This is a genomic window from Streptomyces sp. NBC_01485 (assembly GCF_036227125.1).
Lineage (GTDB): Bacteria > Actinomycetota > Actinomycetes > Streptomycetales > Streptomycetaceae > Streptomyces.
Map to the genome: position 1 here is coordinate 4,914,488 of NZ_CP109435.1, position 23,934 is coordinate 4,938,421.

Sequence of the window (23,934 nt, forward strand, 5' to 3'; positions counted from 1 at the left end):
TGACTCAGGGATCTCCCCCGCACCCTTGAGAGGGGTGCGGGGAAGGATCGGAGATCATCCTCGCCGCTCAGATGATGCGGTAGGGTCCCCAGCTCGTGCCGGCCTGGTAGCGGGTGCCGAGGGTGTCCATGCCGGGCTTTCCGGTGCCGGGGTAGACCCACAACGTGCCGTCGGACGCCTGACGGGAGAGCACATCGGTGCGCCCGTCACCGTTGAAGTCCCCGGTGCGGATGACGTCCTGGCTCTGCCAGCTCCTGCCGACCTGGTAGCGGGTGGCGAAGGCTTCCATGCCGGGCTTTCCGGTGCCGGGGTAGACCCACAACGTGCCGTTGGACGCCTGACGGGAGAGCACATCGGTGCGCCCGTCGTTGTTGAGGTCGCCGGTGGTGACGACGTCCTGGCTCTTCCAACTGGTGCCGGTCTGGTAGCGGGTGCCGAGGGTGTCCATGCCGGGCTTTCCGGTGCCGGGGTAGACCCACAACGTGCCGTCGGATGCCTGACGGGTCAGTACATCAGTGAGCCCGTCACTGTTGAAGTCCCCGGTGCGGATGACGTCCTGGCTCTGCCAGCTCCTGCCGGCCTGGTAGCGGGTGGCGAAGGCTTCCATGCCGGGCTTTCCGGTGCCGGGGTAGACCCACAACGTGCCGTCGGACGCCTGACGGGACAGGAGGTCACCGATGCCGTCGTTGTTGAGGTCCCCGATGGTGACGGCGTCCTGGCTCTGCCAGCTCCTGCCGGCCTGGTAGCGGGTGCCGAGGGTGTCCATGCCGGGCTTTCCGGTGCCGGGGTAGACCCACAGAATGCCGTCGTCCTTGACGGCCGCGATGTCGGCCTTGCCGTCACCGGTGACGTCGTCCGGGTTGCGGGAGGTGGCGTGCTCGACCCACTCGCCGATGTCGTCGACACGGGTGTCGACGGCGCCGGTACGAGTCTCGGCGGGATCCATTCCGAGACATCCGCCCTGCCAGGAGCGGGAGTTGACGGCGACGAGTTCCGTGGCGCCGTTGACGGTGCGCAGGGCGGGACCGCCGGCGTCGCCCTTGCAGACGGTCGCGGTGTCGGAGCCGTTGAGGTCCACTGTCGTGTCCGTGGTGGAGGCGACGGTGAACGTGCCGGTGTGGAGCTTGTCGGGCACCCATTCGGTCTTGGTGCGTCCGAATCCGGCGCTCACCAGCTCCTCACCCGCGGCGGCGGGCGTGGTCGCCAGCCGGACGGGCGTGATGCTCGGATCGGTGATCCTGGCGGCGAGTTTGACGAGCACCAGATCCCGGTCGGCATGCGGGACGAGCCGGACGGCCGACAGGACGCTGCCGCTGGTCTGGGTCAGGTCGGTGCGGCCGATGGTCACGGTGGTGGTGATGGCGGGTTTGCCTGCGGGGGGTTTGCCGTCCGCAGCGAAGCAGGTGGCCGCGGTCAGGACCCACTGCGGGTCGATGAGGGTGCCGGTGCAGGCACTCTGTTCACCGACGTTGATTTTCGCCACGTAGTTCAGCCGTGCCGGGGCGTCGGCTCCGGCAAGCGCGGTGGCGGGGGTGGAGTTCAGCACGAAAGGGGCCGCGATCAGGGCAGCGGCCAGCACGGAGAGACGGGGGCGTCTGGAGAGGTACATGAACGTGGATTCCTAGTCACGAGGGCCGCGCGTCCTGTGGGCACCGGACCCGCGGGGCGGTGAGCATGTCGGTTTTGACCTGCGGTTATTTGGAGGACCTGATCTCGACGAGCATGTGCTCGCGGCCCTCCGGGTCCGCGGTCTCACCCACCGCCGTCCAGGTGTTCTTGGTGATGTCGAACGACTTCTCCTCGGTACCCACGGTCATATCGACCGCGGTCGTGTAGTCGTTGCCCCTGATCCCGTAGACCGCGGGGATCTCCAAGGTCAGCCAGCCGGAGTCGCCTACCACCTTGAAGCAGATCCGGTCAGCCTTGTTGCGGACCGTGATCTCCAGGAAACCGGTCCCACCCGCACAGTCGGCCAGGGTGATGTGCCCGTCACCACGTTTGAGGACGATCTTCTTCTCGGCCAGGATCTTGTCCGCCTGCGGGTAGTTGAAGTCCTCCACCGCGTAACCGGGGGCGCCGTCCACGACCAGTTCGGTGGGGCTCGTCTGCTGCGACGCCCCGCCGGGTATGCCCGCGGTCACCGTGATCCATGCCAGGGCGCCGACCGCGGCCGCGCCCAGTGCGCGCCGCACGTGCTGCGGCTTCACGGACTTTCTGCTGTATTTCCTCATCGCATCCCCAAGTTCGTCGCTGACGGCCGGATGTTCATCACCGGGCTCGAATTCGGGTGCGCAGGAATGCGATATCGACATCACTCCGCCGGGTATGCCCCAACTCCCGTGTAAAGCGGTCCCCTTACCTCTCGAAGCGAGAGGCCCCCCGTCTCGGTAATCGTCATCCGCTTCGCCATACCAACATGAAGCGCCTCCAAGGTCGAGTGAATAAAACCATGCATCCCGAGACATTCCGCATGAGTCATTCATGACCTCCGTCACACCCCGCAAGGGTTGCATGGCAGATTGTGGGGGACATGTAAATAGTCCCTGATGTGCAGTCAGGGATGGTTGTCCTCAGAGCAGTTGAGGGATCGACTTCTATAATTGGCTTCTTCTGTCCGGTCGGTTGATATGGTCTGGCACTACAATTAGCGCCGCATGCACGCCACTTCGCACCCCATGGCATTCCATTGCACTCCATCCCACGGGTACGTCGGAAAATCTCCTCGCCAATGAGGTCCGGCATGCCCTGTCGACAGTCCACGAGGACGACTCTCTTATGCAGACAGTTTTCTGGAGCCGGCGCCGCGTGCTCGGTGCGCTCGCCGCCACCGCCGTAGCGTCCACGCCTTTGCTGCTCGTCGCCCCGGCCGCCGCCGCGGCGGAGGGCACGGCACCCGAACCAATCCCGCTGCCGGACACCGAGCGGGCGAAAGTGGTCAAATCCTGGATATCGGGTGGAAAAGGTGTCAAGGCCGCAGCCGCCGAGGCCCTGTCCGGCACTGACAGCGAGATTCAGACCTTCCTGACCGAAACGTTGCCGATCCAGACCGTGCAGGACAACCGCGTCGCCATCGTCAGCAGCCTGGACCGCGCGGGCAAGGGCCTGCGCCGTGCGGCGGTCGCCGCCCTCGACAACGGTGACGCCGCCATCGCCGACTTCTTGAAGGACGGCTTCAAACCCGCCGTCCTCGAGGACCTCCAGGTGGCCACCATCACCGTGTCGGGCACCGGCGACAAGGCGGTCCAGCGGGACGCCACCGCCGCCCTGAACGCCGGCACCCAGTCGACCCTGATCGCGTTCCTCACCGACGCCCAGTACGACGCACGCCTGGAGGACGCCCGGGTCCAGGTCACCGCCATGCTGACGAAGGCCGGCCCGGAGGTGCAGAAGTACGCCGACCGTGCCCTCAGCGGCACCGCGTCCGACGTGGAGTGGTTCATCGAGACCGGGCAGCACATCGCCCGGGCCCGGGACCAGGAGTCGGCCACGATCGAGGAGCTCGTCGCCGTAGTCGTACGGGAGGGCAAGCGCGCCGAGCGCCAGACGAACCTGGCCGTCGAGGCCTCCGCACGCGCCCAGACCGCCGCGGGGAAGGCGAAGGAGGCGGCGGAGAAGGCTGCCGCCGAGGCTTCCGCCGCCAAGGAGGACGTGCAGAAGTCCGGGGCGGCGGCCCGAAAGGCGGCGTCCGCCGCGAAGGGCGCGGCGGACGCCGCCCGTAACGCCATCAACGCCTCGAACGCCGCTGTGTCGGCGTCCCGCCGTGCCTCCTGGGCCGCCACCGGCGCCGCCCAGGCCGCCGCGAACGCCGGCAGCGCCGCGGCCCGCGCGTACAATGCCGCGATCGGTGCCTCCAAGGACGCCGGCAAGGCCGAGGCCGCCAAGAACGCGGCGGTCGCCGCCCGCAACGCCGCGGCCAAGGCGCGCACCGCCGCAAAGGCGGCCGATCAGGCGGCCGTCGCCGGAACCAAGGCCGCCGCCGCCGGTTCCGCCGCAGCCGGCGCCGCACGCAACGCGGCCGCCGCCGCGAACGCCGCCGCCCAGGCCGGCGCCGCTGCCGGCGCCGCACAGTCGGAGGCCGCGGAGGCCAAGCGCCAGGCCGCGATCGCGTCCAGCGCCGCCAACAGGGCCACCAATGCCGCCTCCACCGCCCAGGCCCTCGCCACCACCGCGGCCGCGGCTGCCCGCACTGCCCGGGACGCCGCCAACTCCGCGGCGGACCACGCCGACAAGGCGGCGGCCGCCGCCGAGGAGGCCGTGAAGTACGCCGGCAAGGCCGTCGACTACGCCAACAGGTCCACCGCCCACGCGGCGGCGGCCGTGCTGGCCGCCAACACGGCCACCAAGGCCGTCTCCGACGCCCTCGTGGTGGAGCAGAACGCGCGGAACGCCGAGGCGGAAACCCTCGAGCAGGACAAACTGCAGGCCATCGAAGAGGTCAGGCTGCTCGCCGAGATCGAGACGAAGGAGCTGACCGCCTATCAGAACAAGGTTGCCCAGGCCCAGCAGACCGATCAGGCGACCAAGGATCTGATCGCCAAGGCCGAGCAGGCGCTGGCGGCCGACGACATGACGGCCGCGGCGGTCCTGGGGCGCAAGGCGGCCATCGCCCTGCTCAACTCCAGGGGCGCCTGGACCCGGCAGGCGGCCCAGTTCGCCCTCTCCGGCACGGACGACGACGTGTACGCCTGGATCGACCTCGACCGGGTCCTGGCCCAGGGACAGGACGACCGGGAGACCACGCTCCACGTGGCCACGATCGCCGGCCCCAAGATCGCTGAAGCAGCCCTGGGCGCTCTGGAGAGCCCCTCGTCCAAGGCGGTCGGTGACTTCCTCACCAGCGGCATGAAGAAGGCCTCCGACGAGGACAACCGGGTGGCGATCATCCGTATCCTGGGCTCGAAGCCTGGTAAGGCCGTCACCGCCGCGGCGAACAAGGCGCTCGACCTCAACACCACCGAAGCGCTGCAGAACTTCTTCGACCACGACTACCCCGAGGCGATACGGGAGGACGACGCCGTCCTCACCCTCACGCTGATGAACACCGGGGGCGCCTTCACCAAGGCGTACGCCGAGGTGGTCATGGAGGGGCCCACCTGGATGCGCCGCAACTTCGTCTCCCTGGTGCAGTTCCGGACAGCCCAGCTCGACCACGACACCGCTACCCATGTCGCCGCGATCCGCGGCTCCATCGCGGCCGCGGCGAAGATCGCCGAGAAGGCGCAGGAGAACGCCGCCCTCGCATCGAAGGCCGGTGCCGACGCCCGGAACGCCGCCGCCGAGGCCAAGCAGTGGGCGGCCAAGGCGCTCGACTCCGCGGCCAAGGCCGACGACTACGCCGACGAGGCCAGGCGGAATGCGGACGCTGCCGACAAGTCCGCGGCCGACGCCAAGGCGTCCGCGAACAGGGCGAGCACGGCGGCGTCGACCGCCCGCGGCGCCGCCCGCTCCGCGAACTACTCGGCGAACAAGGCGATGGACTCCGCCCGCGCCGCCCTCAGGTCGTCGTACAGCGCCCAGGTTTCGGCCGCCGACGCCCGCGCTTCCTCGATCGCGGCGGGCAAGGACGCGGCGACGGCGGCCGCCGCGGCCACCCAGGCCCGGCAGATCGCCGCGGCCAAGCGTGAGGCCGAGGTCAAGGCGGCTGCCGAGGCAGCCGCCGAGAAGGCCCGCCGTGAGCGGGGGGCCAGGATCGACCCGGCCGACAAGGACACCAACGACCAGATCAACCCCAACGGCACCGGCGGGGACGCCGACGAGTGGTGGAATGATGCCGGCTTCTACGCCGACGCGTTCAACGCGATCAGCGTCGGCGCCGGGTTCCTTGCCGCAGGCTGCGCCCTCGCCGCCTTCGTGTTCCCCCCGGCCGCCGCGGCAGCCGGCTTCTTCTCCGTGGCCTCGATGGGTGCCGGTGCCCTCGGCACCCTCTTCACCGGCATCGAACACGGCTTCTCCAGTGGCGAGTTCATCGAATCCGCCTTCGGCACCGGCCTGAGCCTGGTCACCTTCGGCCAGTCCAAGTGGATCGGCGCCGCGGACAAGGCGCTCGGCGGCAAGCTCATCAAGCCCGTCGTCGGCAAGATCGCCGACGTCGGCGAGGACGTCGTCTCGGGGGCCACCAAGGTCCTGTCGTCCATCTTCTGACCAGCGTCGCAGCGCTCGGTGGCCCGGCCGGCCCGAGCCCGGACGATCCCGGCGCCGGCGCACCTGTCGGCCCGGCCGGTCTTCACCGCAAGAAAGAGCCTGACACGCAGGCGAACCGCTGACGTGCCGGTCCAGATCCCCTGGATGTCCGGCAGTCGTCCGCTGTCCGGGGCACCGCTGTGCCGGTCCCCCCCATCACCCCTTACCCGAAGCCAACGGGGCACCACGCCAAGAGAAGAGGTAGGACGAGCATGCATGCGATACGACCTGGCCGGCCCGTACGAAGACGGGCCCGGTCGACCGTACTGACCCTGCTGACCGTGGTGACGCTGGGCCTCACCACGACCGGTATGAGCCCAGCGCCGCAGGGAACCGCAGAAATGCCGCAGCGGGTGGGCGTACCCGCCTCGGCGGACGTGCCGGCCACCGCGCCCCTCACCGAGACCGCCGCGTTCCGGGTGGACGCCCGGGAGCGCTGCGAGCCCACGCAGACAGGCTCGAAGGAACGCCGGGCAGGCGCCGCGAAGGCGTGTGTGAGCACGAGCCCTGCCGTCGCGACACCACAGCGGAGCCGGGCCGCGCTCGCGGCGGCCGACACCTGCGACATCACCAACCCCGGGTCCTACACCTACAACCGCTTCGGGTACTGCGTGACGGGGGTGAACGTCCTCTACATCCTGCGCGACAGCAAAGGCAAGGAGATCGGACGCGGCACCCTGCAGGTCTCGGCCGGCGCGACCCTTCCCGCGAAGGGCACAGCCTGGCAGGAGCAGATCACTGCGAAGATGACGAGTGCGAGTGGCGATGTCACCGCCCTGAACGCCAAGTTCCGCGCCGCCTGCACGACCGGCTGCACGACGACGAAGACCGCGCCCTGGTACGGCGGTGATCTGACCCTGGGCCAGTCCGTCAGCGGCTCCGTCGCCTACTCCTCGGCCCCCGCCGCCAACGCCACCGTGGAGTTCACCACCTCGTACAAGATGTACGTGACCTCCCCGGGTGCCACGGCCGTCGATCCGAACGCCTCGTGGGACAACCCCCGCAAGATCCGCTGCGACGACGCCGTCGGGGGCACCTCGGCGGCGGGCTGTGCCGTCCCCTCGGTCATGCCCGTCGTGCCGATGAGCGCGCAGGGTTCAGAACCGGGTGGTGCGGTGGCCGCCTATGAGTGGGCCCAGCAGCGCTTCAACGACGGTTGGGGACAGAACAAGCTGCTGACCAGGCAGAAGAGTGGCATCGCCGACCGTACGGGTCGCATGTGCGGAAGCTTCGATCCCAATACGGACCTCGTCGAGACCGACACCTGTGGCGAATTCCCCTTCGCGGAGGCCAAGGAGGGAGGTATCGACGGCGCCCGGTGCGTTGAGGTGATTCCCAATGCCAGCAGTGGAGGCTGGGACACCTACGTCCTCGGCGACAGCCGGGACCTGGACCCGGCCACGCCTTGCGTGCGTGCCCATGTCCCGGCCGCCGACAAGCAGTTCGCCGACGCGAAGCTCTCCGAGGGCTTCGCGAACCAGCGCGTCATCGACGCCGAGCAGTTCAAGGTGGAGTTCACGACGCCGGCCGCCGTCCCACAGGCCGCCTGCCTGGCGAACCCGCCGTCCTCCGGTGTGGTGCTTCCCTCCGGCGCCGGCTGGATCAGGAACACCACTGAACCAGTCGCCCACGTCAACAAGACCATCACCCCGATCGGCCCGGCCGGTACCCGGCCGGCGACGGCGCAGGCCTGCCTGGGGCAGGAGCTCGGCGACGGCAAAAGAGCCAAGGGAGACATCACCGGCTGGCAGGATGCACAGAAGTTCGAGGGCAACGTTCCCGTGACCGAGCAGGCCCGGTGTCACCTGATCGCGAACATCCTCGGCGGACCGGGCCAGATCAAGGATGGTGGGCAGAACAACCTCGTCCCCTGCTGGCAGGCGGGGATGAACACCGGTACGCCCAGCATGCGGACCTACGAGGCCATAGCTCAGAAGAAGGTGAAGGAGCCGAGCTTCGGGCCGAACGACGCGATCACCTACCAGGTGACGCCTGTCTTCCGGGATGCCACCAGCACGATTCCGGTGGGAGTCACGATGACCGCTAACATCGAACGGGCGAACGGGACGACCGAGGAGCTGTTCCCCAACGTCTTCGTCCCCAACACCAAGGCGGACACCGGGCTGCTCAACCTCGGAAACTGATCACATCCAGTGAGTGCCTACGGGAGCCGGAATGAGTTTCACCACCCCGCCGCGGCCGTTCGACGTCACCGCGCGCTTCCCTCAACTGGCCCCGCTGGCACGCACGGCGACCCGGCTGCATCCCCGCCCAGGGTCGCCCACGTCGTACGACAGCTCCGTCGGCGGGCCGCTGCTCTGGCCCGCCGACGAGCCGTGGCCGCACTGTGAGGGACCGCACGAGTGGGACAGGGTGACCCCGCCCCTGTCGCCGGAGGACGAGCGGCAGTTGCGTCGCAACCATGCGGCAGTGGAGAGCCGGCGGCACCGCGATCCACAGGGGCCCTGGGCCACGCCCGAGGAACTGGCGGCCGAGAAGCGGCTCACGGCCGCCCGCCCGTGGCCTGAGGGCCCGATCGCCATGCTGCCGGTTGCCCAGCTGTACGTACGCGACGTTCCTTTGCTGAGCCCGCCCGGGGCGTCCGAGGCCGATCTGCTCCAGGTCCTCTGGTGCCCCTTCGACCACCCGGTGGCCCCCACCACCGCACTGTTCTGGCGGACCGCCGCGACCGTGACCGATGTGCTCGACGCACCGCCCGAGCCGCCCGCGATGCAGTTCACCACCTACCTGCCGGAGCCGTGTCTGCTCTCGCCGGAGCAGGTCACCGAGTACCCCAACCCCATGGAGCTGAGCGAGGAGCTGCAGGAGCAACTGGGCGACTGGAGCAGGTGGCAGGCGGCCGGAGCAGCGCTGGACAGCTCCTACGAGGTCGCCCCGGACGAGCTCTACCTGGACCAGTTCTCCGTGTCTCCCGGCTGGAAGGTCGGTGGCTGGACCAGCTGGGGTCTCACCGACCCCGTGCCTCGGATCTGCTCCGAGTGCGGCACCGAAGCGGTCCCGCTGCTGACGATCGCCAGCACCGAATGGGACGGTGGCACCAAAAGCTGGGTCCCCGAAGAGGAGCAGGCGAACCCCACACCGACGCTCCCCGGCCAACCTCCGGCCAACCTCACCATGATCGTGGTCGCAAGCGGCTACGACCTGCAGCTCCACGTCTGCCCGGAATCCCCGGACCATCCGCACATCGAACTGATCCAGTGAGAGTGCGCCATCCTGAAAGTCGCTGGTCAGCGTCTCATTCGTGAGGTTCGGTCGGGGTGCTCTCGCAGACGCCCGAACCGGCCGGCGCGACGCTCGACGTCTGCGGGCGTGAACGACGCCTGGCTGCCCGGCCCCGGGAACGCTACAGCGCCGTGCGGCAGCTCCTGGACGACGGCAGCACGCTGGAGGAGATCTGCCGGACACTGCGGCTGGACCGGTCCGCCGTGCGTCGCTTCGCCCGCGCCACCAGCACCGACGAGCTCCTGTTCAAGGTGACGAACCGGTCCACCATCCTGGACGAGTACACGCCTACCTGAACCAGCGGTGGAACGAGGGATGCCGCAGCAGTGCCCAACTGCACGAGGAGGCGGTTGTGGGTGCCGAATCTGCGGGTGGCGGCGGCCTCGAGGTGACCTCGGACACGGTAAGGAAATGGCGCTCACGGTTCGCTGCCCGGCGGGCCTGGCGGATATGCCGCCGCCGGGCCGGCGCAAGGCGGACCTGGTACTCAGTGAGGACGAGCAGGCCCAGTCGACGCGCTGGGCGAGGTGGGCGAAGACCGCGCAGTTCCTGGCTTTGCGGGCGGGGATCGTGCTGCGGTGCGCGGAGGGCGGGACGAACAAGCGGGTTGCCGCCGAACTCGGCGTGGTCGAGCGGTCGGTGAACCGCTGGCGGGCCCGTTTCGTCGCCCACCGGCTGGACGGGCTGACCGACGAGTGTCTGTCACTGTCGCGACACCTGAACAACGGTTCTGCAGAACGGCACGGTGTGTGTTCTGGCCTCGTCGCGATGGAGCCTGCGGCGGGCCGCGCTGAGGCGAGGACGCCCGCGTATGTGACGGATTCGTACGAGGGTGCTAATAGGGTAATGTGACGGCCCATGATAAGCCCCAACAACCTCACTGCCGCTTCTCAGCACCGAGCAGGCGATGTGGGGTCCTCCGGAACCCGCCGGAGAAAGGGCATACGTTGGTCGCGCCGGTGGATGCTCCCCGCGCTGATCGCCGTCGCGTACATAGTTCTCCAGATCGTCGGCAGGCCCACCCTGGCGCCGGCCAATGACGCCTACCGTTACAACAAGGCCGCGCTGCAGCTCCTCGGTGACTCTCCGGAGCAGGCGCACCGGACCGCGTTGAAGGCGTACTGCCACGACAAGGTGCGATGGGAGACCCGTTACCACGGGCTGAGGCCGGAGAACCTGCGCGATGACGCTGCTTCGTACCCCTCGCCGGCGAAGCGTTTTTCCGCCTGCATGGCGGCGTCGGCTGACGGGCTGAAACCGACCAGCCCTCGCTATGCGCGCATATTCGATGTCCGGCCGGGGGTCCCGGTGATGGCCGCGCCGTTTATCGCCGTGTTCGGCGCGGGTTCGGGACTGCTCGTCACCTCGGTCCTGTTCACCGTTGCCGGCGGCCTTTTCGCCTACCTGCTGCTGCGCGCCGTGGGGGTGCCTGCAAGAGTCGCCCTGCTCGGACAGGCCTTCTTCTACGCCTGTCCGATCGGCTGGTGGGGTGGATACCCCCTCACCGAGGGCCCTGTCCTCGCTCTCACCATGAGTGCCTTGCTGGGTGCGTGGTGGCTGTTCAATCGTCGCCTCACCGCAGGGACGATCCTGCTCGCCGGGTCCATGGTGGTGGGCACAGCCGTCAAGTACTCGACCTTCCTGCTCGTCGCCGGGGCATTGGCAGCCGCTGCGGCGCTGTGCCTGGCACTGGTGGCCGGCACCAGGCATCGGGGCACGTATCTCATGGCTGCCCTGAACGCGGCCGTGGTTCTCGGCATCGGTGCGCTGAGCGTCCACTACAACCTGCCGGGCAGTACCGAGACGTTGCAGGACACCTTCACTGATCACTTCGCCCAGTCCGATGTCGCCGCCCCCTGGCCCATGCTGGGCGAGCTGAACGGCAACTACTGGACCAGTTGGATTCAGGAGGAGGTCCGCAGCCCCTGGCTCATCGCTGCTGTCGGCCTCGGCACATGGGGCCTGTTCCGGCACAGCCGCGCGCTCGGCTGGATCGTTCTGGCCGTCGGACTGACCGGAATCGCGGCCGAGATCGCGCACCCCGTCGACAGCCAGGCCGACCGGCTCATGCTCAACGTGTGGGTCATCGCCGTCCTCGGCCTGCCGCTCCTGCTGCACCAGCTCATCCAGGGGCGTGCGGACGGTGAGGTGGTTCCGCAGCCTCCTGTTGACGGCACCGCGTCCGACAGCCGGCCCGTGGCCCAGAGCGCTCGCTGAATCGAGGTCCGTCCTGCGGGCCCCGCAGGACGGACCTCGATTCAGCCGCGTCGCAGGAGGGCCTTGGCCCTGTGCCCAAGGCCCCAGGCAGTCACCCGCCACAGCGCCTCCGCCACGATCGCGCGGCTCATCTTGCTGTCGCCCCGCTCCCGCTCGACGAAGGTGATCGGCACCTCGACGACATGGAAACCGGACTTCACGGTCCGCCAGGCCAGATCAACCTGGAAGCAGTACCCCTGGGAAGCGACCTCGGCGATACCCAGTCCTTCCAGCGTCTCTTTGCGGAACGCCCGGAAGCCGCCGGTCACATCGCGGATGGGTACTCCCAGCATCAGACGGGAGTAGAGGCTGCCGCCTCGCGACAGGAACTCCCGGGACTTGGGCCAATTCACTACGCTCCCGCCGGGTACCCAACGGGACCCGAGCACCAGATCCGCACCGGGCAGCGCCGTGAGCAGGCGGGGCAGTTCCTCGGGGCGGTGAGAGCCATCGGCGTCCATCTCGACCAGGACGCCGTAATCGTTCTCGATACCCCAGCCGAACCCTGCCAGATACGCCGCGCCGAGGCCTTCTTTGCCCTTGCGGTGCAGAACGTGAATATGGTTGTCGCCGACGGCGAGCTCGTCCGCGATCTTGCCGGTGCCGTCCGGACTGTTGTCGTCGACGACAAGAACGTGCGCATTGGGTACGGAACTGCGGACCCGAGAGGTAATCGATGCGATGTTCTCGGCCTCGTTGTAGGTCGGAATGATCACCAACACCGTGCCGAGCGGGCCTGTGGTCCGCTGACCGCCTTCACTCACTGCTGTATCCACCTCGTGTGCTTGCCGGCGCGGTGCAGAGGCCCGGCTTGTCCCCGTGAGCATACGGGCCGGAACGCGAACGGCAGTGCGAGGGGTGATAAGAGCGCCCGCATGGGAAATGGGTCTGTCGGCCCCGAGGCGGGCACTCGACTGGTAGATCGCTCGGCTGAGGCCCCGCCCCGGCGCACCCGCCGCTCTGAGTCCGTCCGGACCTGTCCGGGTTATTGACGTGCCAGCGACACGGTGGCTTGATGAACGATACGCGTATGTGGGAGCGCTCCCACATCCATGCACCGCACCGCACTCCCACTCCCGCCCCGCTTCGGGAAGGACACCCGTGCGCAGCAGACACCACCCTCTCCTCGCCACTCTCCTGGCCGCCCTGCTCGTCTTCGCCGCCGGTTCAGGCCTGGCCGCCACCCCGTCCGTCGCCACCCCGTCCGCCGTGGCCCCGCCCGCCGCCGCCGCGACCCCGGTACGGATCATGCCGCTCGGCGACTCCATCACCGGCTCCCCGGGCTGCTGGCGCTCCCTCCTCTGGAACCAGTTGGAGAACGCCGGTTACACCGACATCGACTTCGTCGGCACCCTGAACGCCCAGGCCTGCGCCCTCACGCACGACGCCGACAACGAAGGCCACGGCGGCTTCCAGGCCACCGCCACCGCCGACCAGAACCTGCTGCCCGGATGGCTGGCGGCGACCCTGCCGGACATCGTTGTCATGCACTTCGGCACCAACGACGTCTGGAGCAGCATCGCGCCGGACACCATCCTGGCCGCGTACACCAAGCTGGTCGGCCAGATGCGGGCCGGCAACCCGGCGATGAAGGTGCTGGTCGCCCAGCTCATCCCGATCAATCCGAGCAGCTGCGCCGAGTGCGCCGCTCGTACGGTGGCCTTCAACCAGCGCATTCCGGCCTGGGCCCAGGGCATCACCACCGCGCAGTCGCCGGTGACCGTCGTCGACCAGTGGACGGGCTTCGACACGGCCACCGACACCAACGACGGCGTCCACCCCAACGCCTCCGGCGACGCCAAGATGGCGGCCCGCTGGTACCCGGCCCTGTCCGCCCTGCTCACCCCGGGTGACCCCGGTGACCCCGGTGACCCCGGTGACCCGGGGAACGGCGGCTGCTCGGCGGCCTTCCGGGCGGTGTCGGTGTGGCAGGGCGGCTACCAGGGTGAGGTGACGGTCACCAACACCTCGTCCACCGCGCCGATCTCCTCCTGGGCGGTGACCCTCGCACTCCCGACGGGCAGCCAGCTCACCCAGGTCTGGAACGGCGCACTGACCGGGACGACGGTGCGCAACGCCGGGTGGAACGGCACGGTGACGGCGGGGGCGAGCACCACCTTCGGCTTCATCGCGAGTACGCCGACCGGGGCGGGCACGCCTTCGGCGACGGCCACGTGCTCGGCGTCTTAGAGATTCGGCATCTTAGACAGACGCCGGAGTGACCAGCCGCGCACGTTCGTAGAGTTCCCGTGCCGCCGGGTTGCCCAGGTGCGGACGGATCAGCCTGAACATGTTCCGCACCCGCTGATCCGCCCGCCCGGACTGGACGAACGGGTAGTCGTCCAACGCGAGATTCCACGTGACGCAGGCGGCTTCCAGGTGGCCGACGGACAGTTGGCGCTCGGCGAGAAGCCCCCGGCGGTGGACGCGCGTACGCCGGTAAACATCGTGCCGCAATCTGTCGGCCTGCTGCAGTGCATCGACGGCGCCCACCCTGTCGCCCAATTCGTACCGCACCTGACTCGTGTGGTAATTTAGGGCGGCGGGGTCGTATGCGCCGAAGATCTTCGCTCTGGATTCCGCCTTGTCCATAGCGACTTCGGCCTCCCGGAGGTACGTGAGAGCCTTGCTGCGTTCGCCGGTCTGGGCGGCGGCGTGCGCCTGCTGACCGACCAGGAAGGCCCGCATTCGCGGACCGGCGTTCGGAGAGGCGGCGGCAGCGGCGTCGGCCAGGCGCATCGCTTCCTCCCCGTGCCCCAGGTCCACGGCCTGGACGCTCATCCCCCGTAGCGTGGTGCAGTACGTCAGGTGATCCTCCGACGCTCCGGCAAGCTCCAACGCCTTGAGGTAGTACTGCTGGGCCAGGCCGTGAACACCTTCGTCGACGGCCATGTAACCGGTGAGATAGCAGAGGTCGGAAGCCGCCGCCATCATCGCCTTGCGCACGCGGTCGGGAGCATCAGCCCGAAGGTAGGGGGCCACCGTGTTCACGAGAAACGCGGCGGCCATGGGGCGGGCATGGCGTCCACCGAACCGATCGTCAAGGTCGGAGACCCGCTCGGTCATGGCGACGACCATGTCCACCTCAGGCATTCCCACCCGGTGCGTCCGGCCCTTCTGAACGGCCTCCATCCGGCCGACGACGTCCGGCCAGTTGGGCACGGTGAGGGCGACGGAGAACAGTCCTGCTCCTATCACGCTGCGCCGGGAGGGGTCCATGTCGTCGCTACCGAGATCGACGAGCCCTTCCGCCGTACCCGGATGGGCGTTTGGCTGATCCTGGGGTGTGGGAAATCCGGCCTGGGCGTGGGTGACAGGGCGATGCAGTCGTCGCGACAGGGCTTCCAGGATCAACGGCCGCACAGCCTCTTTCGGCATGTGCCCCTTGAGCCACTGGTGAGCGGACGGTTCCCGGTAGTTGAGGGGGGTTCCCCGTTCCGTCCCCACGCGGTTCACGTCCTGGGCGAACCGGCGCAGGGTCCAGCCGGTCTCGCGGTACAGCCGCTCCAGATCGGTGTTCGGTTCCGGTGTGCTCACTGGCCCCTCAACTCCTCGTGCTGGCGTGGCACTTAAAGCTCTTAAATCCTGCTGGCGCTCCAACGGTACCGCTGTGTGTAACCGTGCTGTTGCCTAGAGCAGCGAAGACCCCCGCGACCGCGCGACCGGCCCGGGGGCATGGCCAACGCTGAAAGAGGAGCGCCGACATGCCACAACTACCACACGCCCTCGAACGGATCAGAGCCGCTTTCCGGCGACGCATCCCCGGCGGACCCGGCGAACCTGCTACGCCCCAGGTAGCGCCCCCGGCGCGCCCCGAGCGCCTCACCCCGGACGTCTGGGACGCGAGGCTGGTCGTCGTCCGCAGGCGACGCCGAGAGCGGCACGCGCCGCCCGCGCAGGTCCCGCAACCGCCCGCCGCGTGGGAGCGCACGGAGGTTCTCGTGCGGCTGCCGTACGCGGCAGCACTGGGCGGGGCACCCGGGAACGACCGTGCAGCCGCCCACGCGGACCCCTGGGGGGCTACCTCATGAACGCCCAGGAGCTGAACGCCCAGGAGCGGGCCGGACGCGTCGCCCGTATCGGCAAGCGGCACCGTGACCCGGACGGCAGGGTCGGCATTCTCTCTGACGTTCTGCGCGGCACCGCCTACCTGCGCCCCGAGTGCGGCGGACGGGAATGGACCGTGCCCGTCGAGAACGTCGAGCCGGTCGCCGACAACGCCCAGGATGCCGAAAGGCTGCGCGTCAAGGTGGCCGAAGCGAACCGGCGCAGCAGGGGAGAACGGTGACCCGCTCGACTGTCAGGGCTGACGCCGACCCGACGGACATGTCTGCGGAATGCGCGCTCGCGCAGCGTCCGGAATACAACAGCCTTCACCATGACTGCCGCCGGACCGAGGACATTCCGCTGCCCGGCGCTACGGGCATCGTGCTGGTGCCCCGCTGCTCATGCCGCTGCCACCCCTTCAACAAGGCGAGCAACAAGGGGCAAGGGCAACACCGATGCCCCCGCTCCGGCACATGAGCCGTCGCGCCTGGACGTGGCGCTGGAAATGTGACACTTCGGCGTAGAAGTGTCACATTTCTGCGGGGAAGCCCCTGGAGGGGGCGCCGCTCAGCTTCGAAGACCCGCTGCGGTCGGGGCCGGCGGACCCGCCTCGACGACGACCCGATCGTCTGAGCGACCCGATCGTCTGAGCGACTCGACCGTCTGAGCGACTCGGTCGTCTGAGCTGCGGGTGTCAGACCGTTAGACCTGCACCCTCCCCTGCTTCCGTACGTCCGCCAGCCGTCGTACGCCGAGCTGTACGGCCGCCTGGGTCGCCGCGTTCGGGGCGTCGTCGAGGCCGCCGTTGGTGAGGGCGAAGGCGTCCTCGCCGGTGCGGACGGCGGCCACGTCCAGGGTGAGGACGGTCGGGTCGCCGCCGGCGTTCTCCCCGGTCGGCGCCCAGATCGTCAGGGTCACGCGCAGGCCCTGGCGGACGTCGCCCACCTCCGGCAGCGGCAGCTCGGACACCTGCACGTCCAGCACGGCGTCGCCGGTCGCCTTGGCGGTGAACCGGGCGCACGTCTGCGGCATCGTCTTCAGCCAGGCCAGCGTGCGGTCCACGGCCGCCCGGGGGCTGCCGGTGAGCTGGTAGCGGAGCTGGGCGCCGGTGTCGGGGTCGTCGAGTGCGACGACCGCGCGGGCGGGACCGCCGAGCAACTCGTCGGCGTAGAGGGCGTCGAGGAGTCTCTGGCAGTCGGGGGCGGCGGTGGTCGCCTTGAGCATGCCGTCCCGCCAGGTGGCGGCGCCCCGGGTCGGGGTCCAGGGCGCGCCGAGGTCGCTGTCGGTGATGAGAGCGGCGTGCGCCTGCGCGTCGGTGAGGACGGAGGTCCGGCCTCCGGTCGCCGGCGCGGTGGGCGCGGCCGACGACCGTACGACGGTGGGTGTGGCCGGGGCGGCGGTCGGCGGGTGCTCCAGACCGAGGGTGGCGCACCCGGTGGTGACGGTGGTGAGCAGGAGAAGGGCGGAGGTGGAGGCCAGGCGGGTGCGGCGGGTGCGGCGGGTCATCGGGGGTGCCTCCAGGAGTACGCGCGCGGGGGTGCCTCCCCTCACGGCACCATCGCCGCCCCGCCGCGACCAGCGCGGCGGTCCGTACGGGTTACCGGCGTTGCTGCGGGTGGGTGGGCGAAGGGGGTGCGGGCGCGGCCGCATAGGGTCGGGAACGACCGTGGTGTGCGAGCGATACGTGGCGTGCGTGAGGAGTCCTGAGGTGAGCGAGCGGCATCAGCAGCCCGTCCCCGTGATCATCGACTGCGACACGGGTGTCGACGACGCCCTCGCCCTGCTGTTCGCCGTCCGTCACCCGGGGCTGGACGTGCGCGCGGTGACCTGCGTGGCCGGGAACACGGACGTGGACGGCGTCGTCCGCAACACGTTGACCGTGCTGGAGCACGCGGGCGCCGGGGACGTCCCCGTAGCCCGGGGCGCGGAACGCCCGCTGATCGAACCGGTCCGCACCGCGCGGCACGTCCACGGCCAGGACGGCATGGGCGACCTGGGCCTGCCCGCGCCGACCCGCCGCCCGGTCGACGTGGACGCCGTGACGCTGCTGCGCCGCGAGATCCTCGCCTCCCCGCGCCCGGTCACCCTCATCCCCACCGCGCCCCTGACCAACATCGCCCTGCTCCTGCGCACCCACCCGGAGGTGGTCGGCAACATCGAGCGGATCGTGTTCATGGGCGGCGCGGTGGCGACCGGGAACGCCACGCCGGTGGCCGAGTTCAACGTGTGGCACGACCCGGAGGCGGCGGCGGTGCTGCTCACCGCCGGGGTGCCGATCACGATGTACGGCCTGGACGTCTTCCAGCGGGTCCTGGTCCCGGCGGCGGACGTCGCACGGCTGCGGGCGAGCGCCGAGCCCCGCCTCCGCCTGGCCGGCGACCTGCTCGCCCACCGCGACCCGGCCACCTCCGGCGACCCCACCCCCACCGGCGGCCTCGGCGACGCGGGCGCGGTCTGCGCGGTGGCCGACCCGGCCGGCCTGACCACCGCGCTCCTCCCGGTCGAGGTCTCCCTCGCCCCCGGCCCGACCCGCGGCCAGACGGTCGTCGACCGCCGCCCGCGCCCCGGCGAGGCCGAGATCCACGGAGCCGTACGCGAACAGGCCCTCGTGGACGTCGCGTTGGACGTCGACGTGGACCGCTACGTGAAGCTGTGGCTCACCGTGCTGGAGGGCGAGTAGTCACCCGTACGAACGCCTGCCGTCCAGCGCGTGTCCGCCGTTGACGCACGTCCGCCCCGGCACCGTGAGCGGGCCGGGGCGGAACGTACCGGAGAAGCTGGAAGCGGGACCAGACCTACGCGCGCGTCGCCTTACGGCGGCGCGTCCCGGCGACGATCGCCAGGCCGCCCGCGAGCAGCGCGGCGGCGCCGCCGACGAGCACGGGCGTGTTGCTGCTCGCGCCGGTCTCGGCGAGGTCGCCGCCGCCCTTCGGCGTGAGCGGCGGGGCGGTCGACTCGGAGGCGGACGCGGACGGCGTCGGCGTGCCCGACTCGGCCGGCGTGGAGGAGGACGGCGACGGAGACGTGCTGTCGTTCGACGGCTCCGTGGGCTTCGACGGCGTGGACGGCGTGGACGGCGTGGACGGCGTCGAGGAGGCGGGGGTCGACGGCGACGGCGGCGTGTTGGCGTCGGCCGGCGGGGACGCCGGCGGCTGCTCGGTGACCGTGCAGTCCTTCGTGCCGCCGTTCCAGGCCGCGATCAGCTTGTCCTTGATGACCGGACGGTCCGGCCCCTTGGGCACGTCACCGTGGACGAACCCGTCCTTCGCGTCGAGCTTGCCGTCGAACTTGACCGCGCCCCGGTAGAGGTCGATCTGCGCGTAGCAGCCCGCGTCGGGCACGGCGATGTCGAGGGTGTCGGTCTTGCCGGGCTTGACCGTCACGCTGTCGAAGTCGACGAAGACCTGTACGCCGGAGGTGCGGAAGTCGGCGCCGTGGGCGAGGTAGGAGGCGAGCGAGGCGGTGCAGGTGGAGGCGTCACCGGCGGCACGGACCGTGACGTGGATCTTGCCGTCCTTGCCGGGCTTGAGATTCTGGTCGTCGACGCGGACGGAGTCGAAGAACGTCGTGCCGTCGAGCGAGAACTGGCAGCGGTCGGTCCCCGTCTCGGTGCCCGCGCCCGTCCCCGGCTGGTAGTGGCCGCCGGACTTCCAGCCGTCGCCACCGGGCGTCCCGGTCCCGGCGAAGGCCCCGGAGGCGGCGGCGACGGAGGCGGCGCACAGGGTGAGCGAAGCGGCGCCCGTCCCCAGCAGGCGGCGCACGGTGACACGTCTCGCTATGGACATGCGTTTCCCATCTTGGCGAGTGCCAGGGCTGATTGATGCGGAGCTAATTTGATGCAGAGGCTGATTGGTCAGATCAGAAGAAACATCAGGCCCATCGGTCACAGGGGCCGCAGTGTGGCCCCATCGTCGTGTGGACGCCAGATCGCTGTCAACCTGCGCTAAACCCAGGGGAGTTCAAGATTCCGCCACACCTTCGACACGTCCGGAATGACCTGCTCCGAACAGCTCACACGTTCACTTTCCCGGCAAGCTGGACAGAATTCCGCTCATGACCGATTTCGTGAATGACGTCGTGACCGATGCCGTGACCGATTCCGTGGCCGACTTCTCTTCCCACAATCCCGACTGGTGGCGCCAGGCCGTCGTCTACCAGGTCTATCCGCGCAGCTTCGCCGACGCCGACGGCGACGGTCTCGGGGACCTGCGCGGCGTCACCGACCGGCTCCCCCACCTGGCCGCCCTCGGCGTGGACGCCCTCTGGCTCTCCCCCTTCTACCCGTCCGAGCTGGCCGACGGCGGCTACGACATCGCCGACCACCGGGACGTCGACCCGCGCCTGGGCACCCTGGCCGACTTCGACGTCCTCGCCGCCGAGGCCCACCGCCTCGGCCTGAAGGTGATCGTCGACCTCGTCCCGAACCACACCTCCCACCGGCACCCCTGGTTCGAGGAGGCGCTCGCCGCCGGCCCCGGCGACCCGGCCCGCGACCGCTACGTCTTCCGCGACGGACGCGGCCCGAGCGGTGAACTCCCGCCCACCGACTGGCAGTCGGTCTTCGGCGGCAGCGCCTGGCAGCGCGTCCCCGACTGCCAGTGGTACCTGCACCTCTTCGCCCGCGAGCAGCCCGACCTGAACTGGGGCCACGAGGAGGTCCGCGAGGACTTCCGCACGACGCTGCGCTTCTGGTCCGACCGGGGCGTCGACGGCTTCCGCGTCGACGTCGCGCACGCCCTCACCAAGGACCTCGCCGAGCCGTTGCGTGATCTCGGGGAACTGGCCGAGGACGGCGAGCGGGCCCTCGCCGTCCTCCCGCCCGGCACCCACCCCTTCTACGACCGCGACGACGTCCACGAGATCTACCGCGACTGGCGCCGCGTCCTCGACGCCTACACCCCGCCCCGCACCGCCGTCGCCGAGGCCTGGGTCCCGGGCGCCCGCCGCGCGCTGTACGCCCGCCCGGACGAACTGAACCAGGCCTTCAACTTCGAGTATCTCCAAGCGGGTTGGGCGGCGGAGGAGATCCGTGCGGTCATCACCGACTCGCTCGCCACCGCCCGGGTCGTCGGCGCCTCCGCCACCTGGGTCCTGTCCAACCACGACGTCGTCCGCCACGCCTCCCGCCTCATGCTCCCGCCGGGCGCCGACGACAACGCCTGGCTCCTCTCGGACGGCCGCACCCCGCACGTCGACGAGCCGGCCGGCCTGCGCCGGGCCCGCGCCGCGACGCTGCTGATGCTGGCGCTGCCGGGATCGTCCTACGTCTACCAGGGCGAGGAGCTCGGTCTGCCCGAGGTCGCCGACCTGCCCGTGGAGGTCCTCCAGGACCCGCTGTGGGAGCAGACGGGCCGCGTCAGCAAGGGCCGCGACGGGTGCCGGGTGCCGCTGCCGTGGACGACGACCGGGCCGTCGTACGGCTTCGGCGCGGTCGGCGCGTGGCTGCCGCAGCCGCCGTACTTCGCGCCGTACGCCGTCCAGGCGCAGGACGGTGTCGAGGGCTCGACCCTGGAGCTCTACCGCACGGCCCTGCGGCTGCGCCGCAAGCTGGCGGAGGGCGAGGAGCTCACCTGGCAGCCGGACACCCCGCCCGGCGTGCTGTCCTTCGCCCGCTCCGACGGCTGGCGCTGCGTCACCAACCTGTCGGACGCGCCGGTGCCGCTGCCACCGGGGGAGGTACTGCTGAGCAGCGTGCCCTTGGACGGCGACGGCGACGGCAGCGGTACCGGCGACAGGCGGCTGGGGCCGGATACGACGGTCTGGCTGGCGTAGCTCTCCGTCCCCGGGCCGAACTGGAAGTGAAACATTCCGGTCCGGTCACCGCGTCGGTCCTCAGTGGAGGCACATGGTTCCTCGTGTGCCCGAATGCCTCTCTGGGGAGGACAGTTGCGCAAGAGACACAACGGACCGGGCAGGGTCGTCGCGGCAGCGGTGCTGGCGCTGGCCGCGGGAGTGGTCACCGCTCTGCCCGCCACCGCCGTCCCGTGGTCGGCCTTACCGTCCGCCGCCGCGTCACCGACGGGCACAGGGACGTCCGTCGCCCCCGTGACCCACTGGATCACCTTGATCACGGGCGACCGGGTGGGCGTGAGCGCGGAGGGCGAGCCCGTCCGGATCGTGCCCGGCGAGGGGCGCGAGAAGATACCCGTCAGGGTCGAGCGGACCAAGGACCACACCCTCGTCCTCCCGCTCGACGCCCGGCCGCTCATCGACAAGGGCCAGGTCGACGAGCGCCTCTTCGACCTCAAGGAACTCTTCGACCTCAACGAACTCGACGCCGCCCCGTACCGCAAGCGGCAGCCGTCGGGCACCGGGCTCATCGTCAGCTACCAGGGCGCGGCGGCGAGCGGCGCCGCCCTGAAAGCGGCCCGGAGTCTGCGGTCCGAGCTGCGTTCGGACGCCGGCGTCAAGCTCCGCCACGCCCTCCCCGCGATCGGCGCCGAGGCCGTCACCGAGGCCGTCACCGTGTCCGACGCCGCCGCGAAGGACGTCTGGAAGACCCTGACCCGGCCGTCCGGCCCGCCCCTCGCCGGACAGCGGGCCGCCGACCCCGGGCTGCGCCGGATCTCCCTCGACGACATGCGCGGGTCGAGCCTCGACGCGAGCACGGCGGGAGCGGGAGCGGGAGCGGGTGCGGGAACGGGTGCGGGTGCGGGTGAGAGCGTCCGGACGTCGGCGGCCGTCGAGGGCGAGGTCGACACGTACGAGGTGACGGTGCGGCACATCGGCGCCGACGGCGAGCCGGCCACGACCTACTCCCCGACCCTCTACGCGCTCTCCGGTTCCGGCGTCCCGGGCGAGAACTACGCGAAGTTCAGCCCGACCGGCGTCTACACGGCACGTCTGCCGAAGGGCGTCTACTACCTCGACGCGCTGTTCACCGGCTCGGACGGGGCCCAGAGTCAGATCACGGCACCGCACTTCGAGGTCACGAAGAACACGACGGTCACGGTGGACGCGCGCACCGCGAAGCCGATCGGGATCACCGGTCCGGACCCGGCAGCGCACCGCGTGTTCGCCGAGATGTTCACCGAGCTGAACACCCCCGAGCTCAGGATTTCGTCCGGCATCACGGGCACCTCTTTCGCGAACCTCCGCAGCGCCCAGCTCGGCCCGGACTTCGCGGCCGAGGGCACCCTGTACCAGGGCTTCAACGCGCTCGACATCAACGGTACGAAGGAGTACCGCTTCGCCTACGGCGGCAACGTGACCCGGCTGGCCACGGGCTTCGAACGGCAGGCGAAACTCCGGGACATGGCGAAGATCGGCGCCCGGCTGGGGACCACGGTCGCCGGAAAGCAGGGAATGCTCATCGCTCGACCGATCGTCCCGGACATCTTCGGCTCCATCTTCATGCCGGGCGTGATCCGACCGCTGCCCGTGGCGACCACGACGTACGTGACGACGGCGGCCGACACCGACTGGGTCTTCGGGCTGGACCAGTACGACGACACGGGGACCTACCCCGAGCTGACGCACGGCACCGGGATACAGCACTACGAGGCGGGCCGGTCCTACCGTCGCGACCTGGGTGTGGGGGTCTTCGGCCCCGCGTTGGTGAAGGGCGAGGGCGTCTCGCGCGACGGTGACGAGATCACGGGATGCGTCGACCTCCTCAGGGACGGCACGGGCAACACGGGCTACGGGAACGACGACACCGTCAAGGCCACGCTGTACCGGGACGGGGTCGAGGTCGCTTCCTCGCCGTACCTCCTGAGCTGCTGGAACGGTGTCACCGTCCCGGCGGCGTCCGGCGACTTCCGGCTCACGGCGACGGCCTCCCGTCCCGCTCCCTCCGCCGCGCCCACCGAGGTCACGGCGACCTGGACCTTCACCTCCGGCCACACCACCGCCGAGGAGGCGCTGCCCGTCTCGGTGGTCCGTCTCGCACCGCGCCTCGACGCCGACTCGACGGCCAGGGCGGGGGCGGTCACCCGGATACCGGTGCGGGTCGTGGGCGCGGCGGCGGGCGCGAACCTCAAGTCGCTGACGATCGAGGTCAGTTACGACGGTACGACCTGGAAGAAGGCGAAGGTGGTCAGGAACGGGTTCCTCGTCCGCAACCCCGCGACAGGCAAGGGCATCTCACTGCGCGCCACCGTGGCCGACCGCCAGGGCAACACACTGACCCAGACGATCAGCAACGCGTACCGGGGCAGGTAAGGCAAAGGAGCGGGCCGGCCGACGGAAGTCGACCGGCCCGCTCCA

General features: G+C 70.1%; 18 protein-coding genes. 12 read left to right on the top strand and 6 right to left on the bottom strand.

Annotation, left to right across the window (positions count from 1 at the left end; genetic code table 11):
• Positions 1-67 precede the first annotated feature (67 nt).
• Positions 68-1,609 (bottom strand): FG-GAP-like repeat-containing protein, encoded by a 1,542-nt coding sequence (locus OG352_RS22400; RefSeq protein ID WP_329219257.1) that lies wholly within the window; start codon positions 1,607-1,609, stop codon positions 68-70.
• An 85-nt stretch (positions 1,610-1,694) separates the two neighbouring features.
• The gene (locus OG352_RS22405) at positions 1,695-2,207 is read right to left on the bottom strand and encodes a hypothetical protein (protein ID WP_443072312.1); all 513 of its coding nucleotides are present in this window, start codon (positions 2,205-2,207) and stop codon (positions 1,695-1,697) included.
• Between the two features lie 568 nt (positions 2,208-2,775).
• Here OG352_RS22405 and OG352_RS22410 point away from each other — a divergent pair.
• The 6 genes from OG352_RS22410 to OG352_RS22435 all read left to right on the top strand — a co-directional run bounded on the left by OG352_RS22410 (position 2,776) and on the right by OG352_RS22435 (position 11,640).
• Positions 2,776-6,141, top strand: coding sequence for an ALF repeat-containing protein (locus tag OG352_RS22410; protein ID WP_329219259.1), 3,366 nt, complete (start codon positions 2,776-2,778; stop codon positions 6,139-6,141).
• 251 nt (positions 6,142-6,392) lie between these two features.
• The gene (locus OG352_RS22415) at positions 6,393-8,324 is read left to right on the top strand and encodes a DNA/RNA non-specific endonuclease (protein ID WP_329219261.1); all 1,932 of its coding nucleotides are present in this window, start codon (positions 6,393-6,395) and stop codon (positions 8,322-8,324) included.
• 31 nt (positions 8,325-8,355) lie between these two features.
• Positions 8,356-9,402 carry a hypothetical protein gene (locus OG352_RS22420; protein ID WP_329219263.1) on the top strand — a complete coding sequence of 349 codons (1,047 nt, stop codon included), beginning with the start codon at positions 8,356-8,358 and terminating at the stop codon, positions 9,400-9,402.
• A 56-nt stretch (positions 9,403-9,458) separates the two neighbouring features.
• Positions 9,459-9,719, top strand: coding sequence for a hypothetical protein (locus OG352_RS22425; RefSeq protein ID WP_329219264.1), 261 nt, complete (start codon positions 9,459-9,461; stop codon positions 9,717-9,719).
• 115 nt (positions 9,720-9,834) lie between these two features.
• A complete protein-coding gene (locus OG352_RS40025) occupies positions 9,835-10,275 on the top strand; it encodes a helix-turn-helix domain-containing protein (protein ID WP_443072313.1) in 441 nt (146 codons plus the stop codon).
• A 111-nt stretch (positions 10,276-10,386) separates the two neighbouring features.
• A complete protein-coding gene (locus OG352_RS22435) occupies positions 10,387-11,640 on the top strand; it encodes a hypothetical protein (protein WP_329219267.1) in 1,254 nt (417 codons plus the stop codon).
• Positions 11,641-11,681: 41 nt separating this feature from the next.
• On the opposite strand, the gene OG352_RS22440 is transcribed toward OG352_RS22435, so the two are convergent.
• Positions 11,682-12,443: a polyprenol monophosphomannose synthase gene (locus tag OG352_RS22440; RefSeq protein ID WP_329219269.1), complete on the bottom strand. Its 762-nt coding sequence runs from the start codon at positions 12,441-12,443 to the stop codon at positions 11,682-11,684.
• A 337-nt stretch (positions 12,444-12,780) separates the two neighbouring features.
• Between OG352_RS22440 and OG352_RS22445 the strand changes: the two genes are divergently transcribed.
• The gene (locus OG352_RS22445) at positions 12,781-13,869 is read left to right on the top strand and encodes a GDSL-type esterase/lipase family protein (protein WP_329219271.1); all 1,089 of its coding nucleotides are present in this window, start codon (positions 12,781-12,783) and stop codon (positions 13,867-13,869) included.
• 12 nt (positions 13,870-13,881) lie between these two features.
• Here the strand turns inward: OG352_RS22445 and OG352_RS22450 are convergent, their stop codons facing one another.
• A complete protein-coding gene (locus OG352_RS22450; RefSeq protein WP_329219273.1) occupies positions 13,882-15,216 on the bottom strand; it encodes a tetratricopeptide repeat protein in 1,335 nt (444 codons plus the stop codon).
• Positions 15,217-15,383: 167 nt separating this feature from the next.
• Here OG352_RS22450 and OG352_RS22455 point away from each other — a divergent pair, with 167 nt between their 5' ends.
• Together OG352_RS22455 and OG352_RS22460 are read left to right on the top strand one after the other, a co-directional pair.
• On the top strand, positions 15,384-15,710 hold the full coding sequence (locus tag OG352_RS22455) for a hypothetical protein (RefSeq protein ID WP_329219274.1): 327 nt from the start codon (positions 15,384-15,386) through the stop codon (positions 15,708-15,710).
• Entirely contained in the window at positions 15,707-15,967 is a 261-nt protein-coding gene (locus tag OG352_RS22460) for a hypothetical protein (RefSeq protein ID WP_329219275.1), read from the top strand. Before OG352_RS22455 ends, OG352_RS22460 begins: the two co-directional genes overlap by 4 nt.
• 461 nt (positions 15,968-16,428) lie before the next feature.
• Here OG352_RS22460 and OG352_RS22465 read toward each other — a convergent pair whose 3' ends face one another.
• Positions 16,429-17,232: a hypothetical protein gene (locus OG352_RS22465; protein WP_329219277.1), complete on the bottom strand. Its 804-nt coding sequence runs from the start codon at positions 17,230-17,232 to the stop codon at positions 16,429-16,431.
• 202 nt (positions 17,233-17,434) lie between these two features.
• On the opposite strand from OG352_RS22465, the gene OG352_RS22470 reads away from it, so the two are divergent.
• On the top strand, positions 17,435-18,406 hold the full coding sequence (locus OG352_RS22470) for a nucleoside hydrolase (protein ID WP_329219278.1): 972 nt from the start codon (positions 17,435-17,437) through the stop codon (positions 18,404-18,406).
• Positions 18,407-18,521: 115 nt separating this feature from the next.
• On the opposite strand, the gene OG352_RS22475 is transcribed toward OG352_RS22470, so the two are convergent.
• Positions 18,522-19,511: an LAETG motif-containing sortase-dependent surface protein gene (locus tag OG352_RS22475; protein ID WP_329219280.1), complete on the bottom strand. Its 990-nt coding sequence runs from the start codon at positions 19,509-19,511 to the stop codon at positions 18,522-18,524.
• A gap of 268 nt (positions 19,512-19,779) precedes the next feature.
• Between OG352_RS22475 and OG352_RS22480 the strand changes: the two genes are divergently transcribed.
• Entirely contained in the window at positions 19,780-21,498 is a 1,719-nt protein-coding gene (locus OG352_RS22480; protein WP_329219282.1) for a glycoside hydrolase family 13 protein, read from the top strand.
• A 114-nt stretch (positions 21,499-21,612) separates the two neighbouring features.
• Positions 21,613-23,889 (top strand): hypothetical protein, encoded by a 2,277-nt coding sequence (locus OG352_RS22485; protein WP_329219284.1) that lies wholly within the window; start codon positions 21,613-21,615, stop codon positions 23,887-23,889.
• Positions 23,890-23,934: the final 45 nt, after the last annotated feature.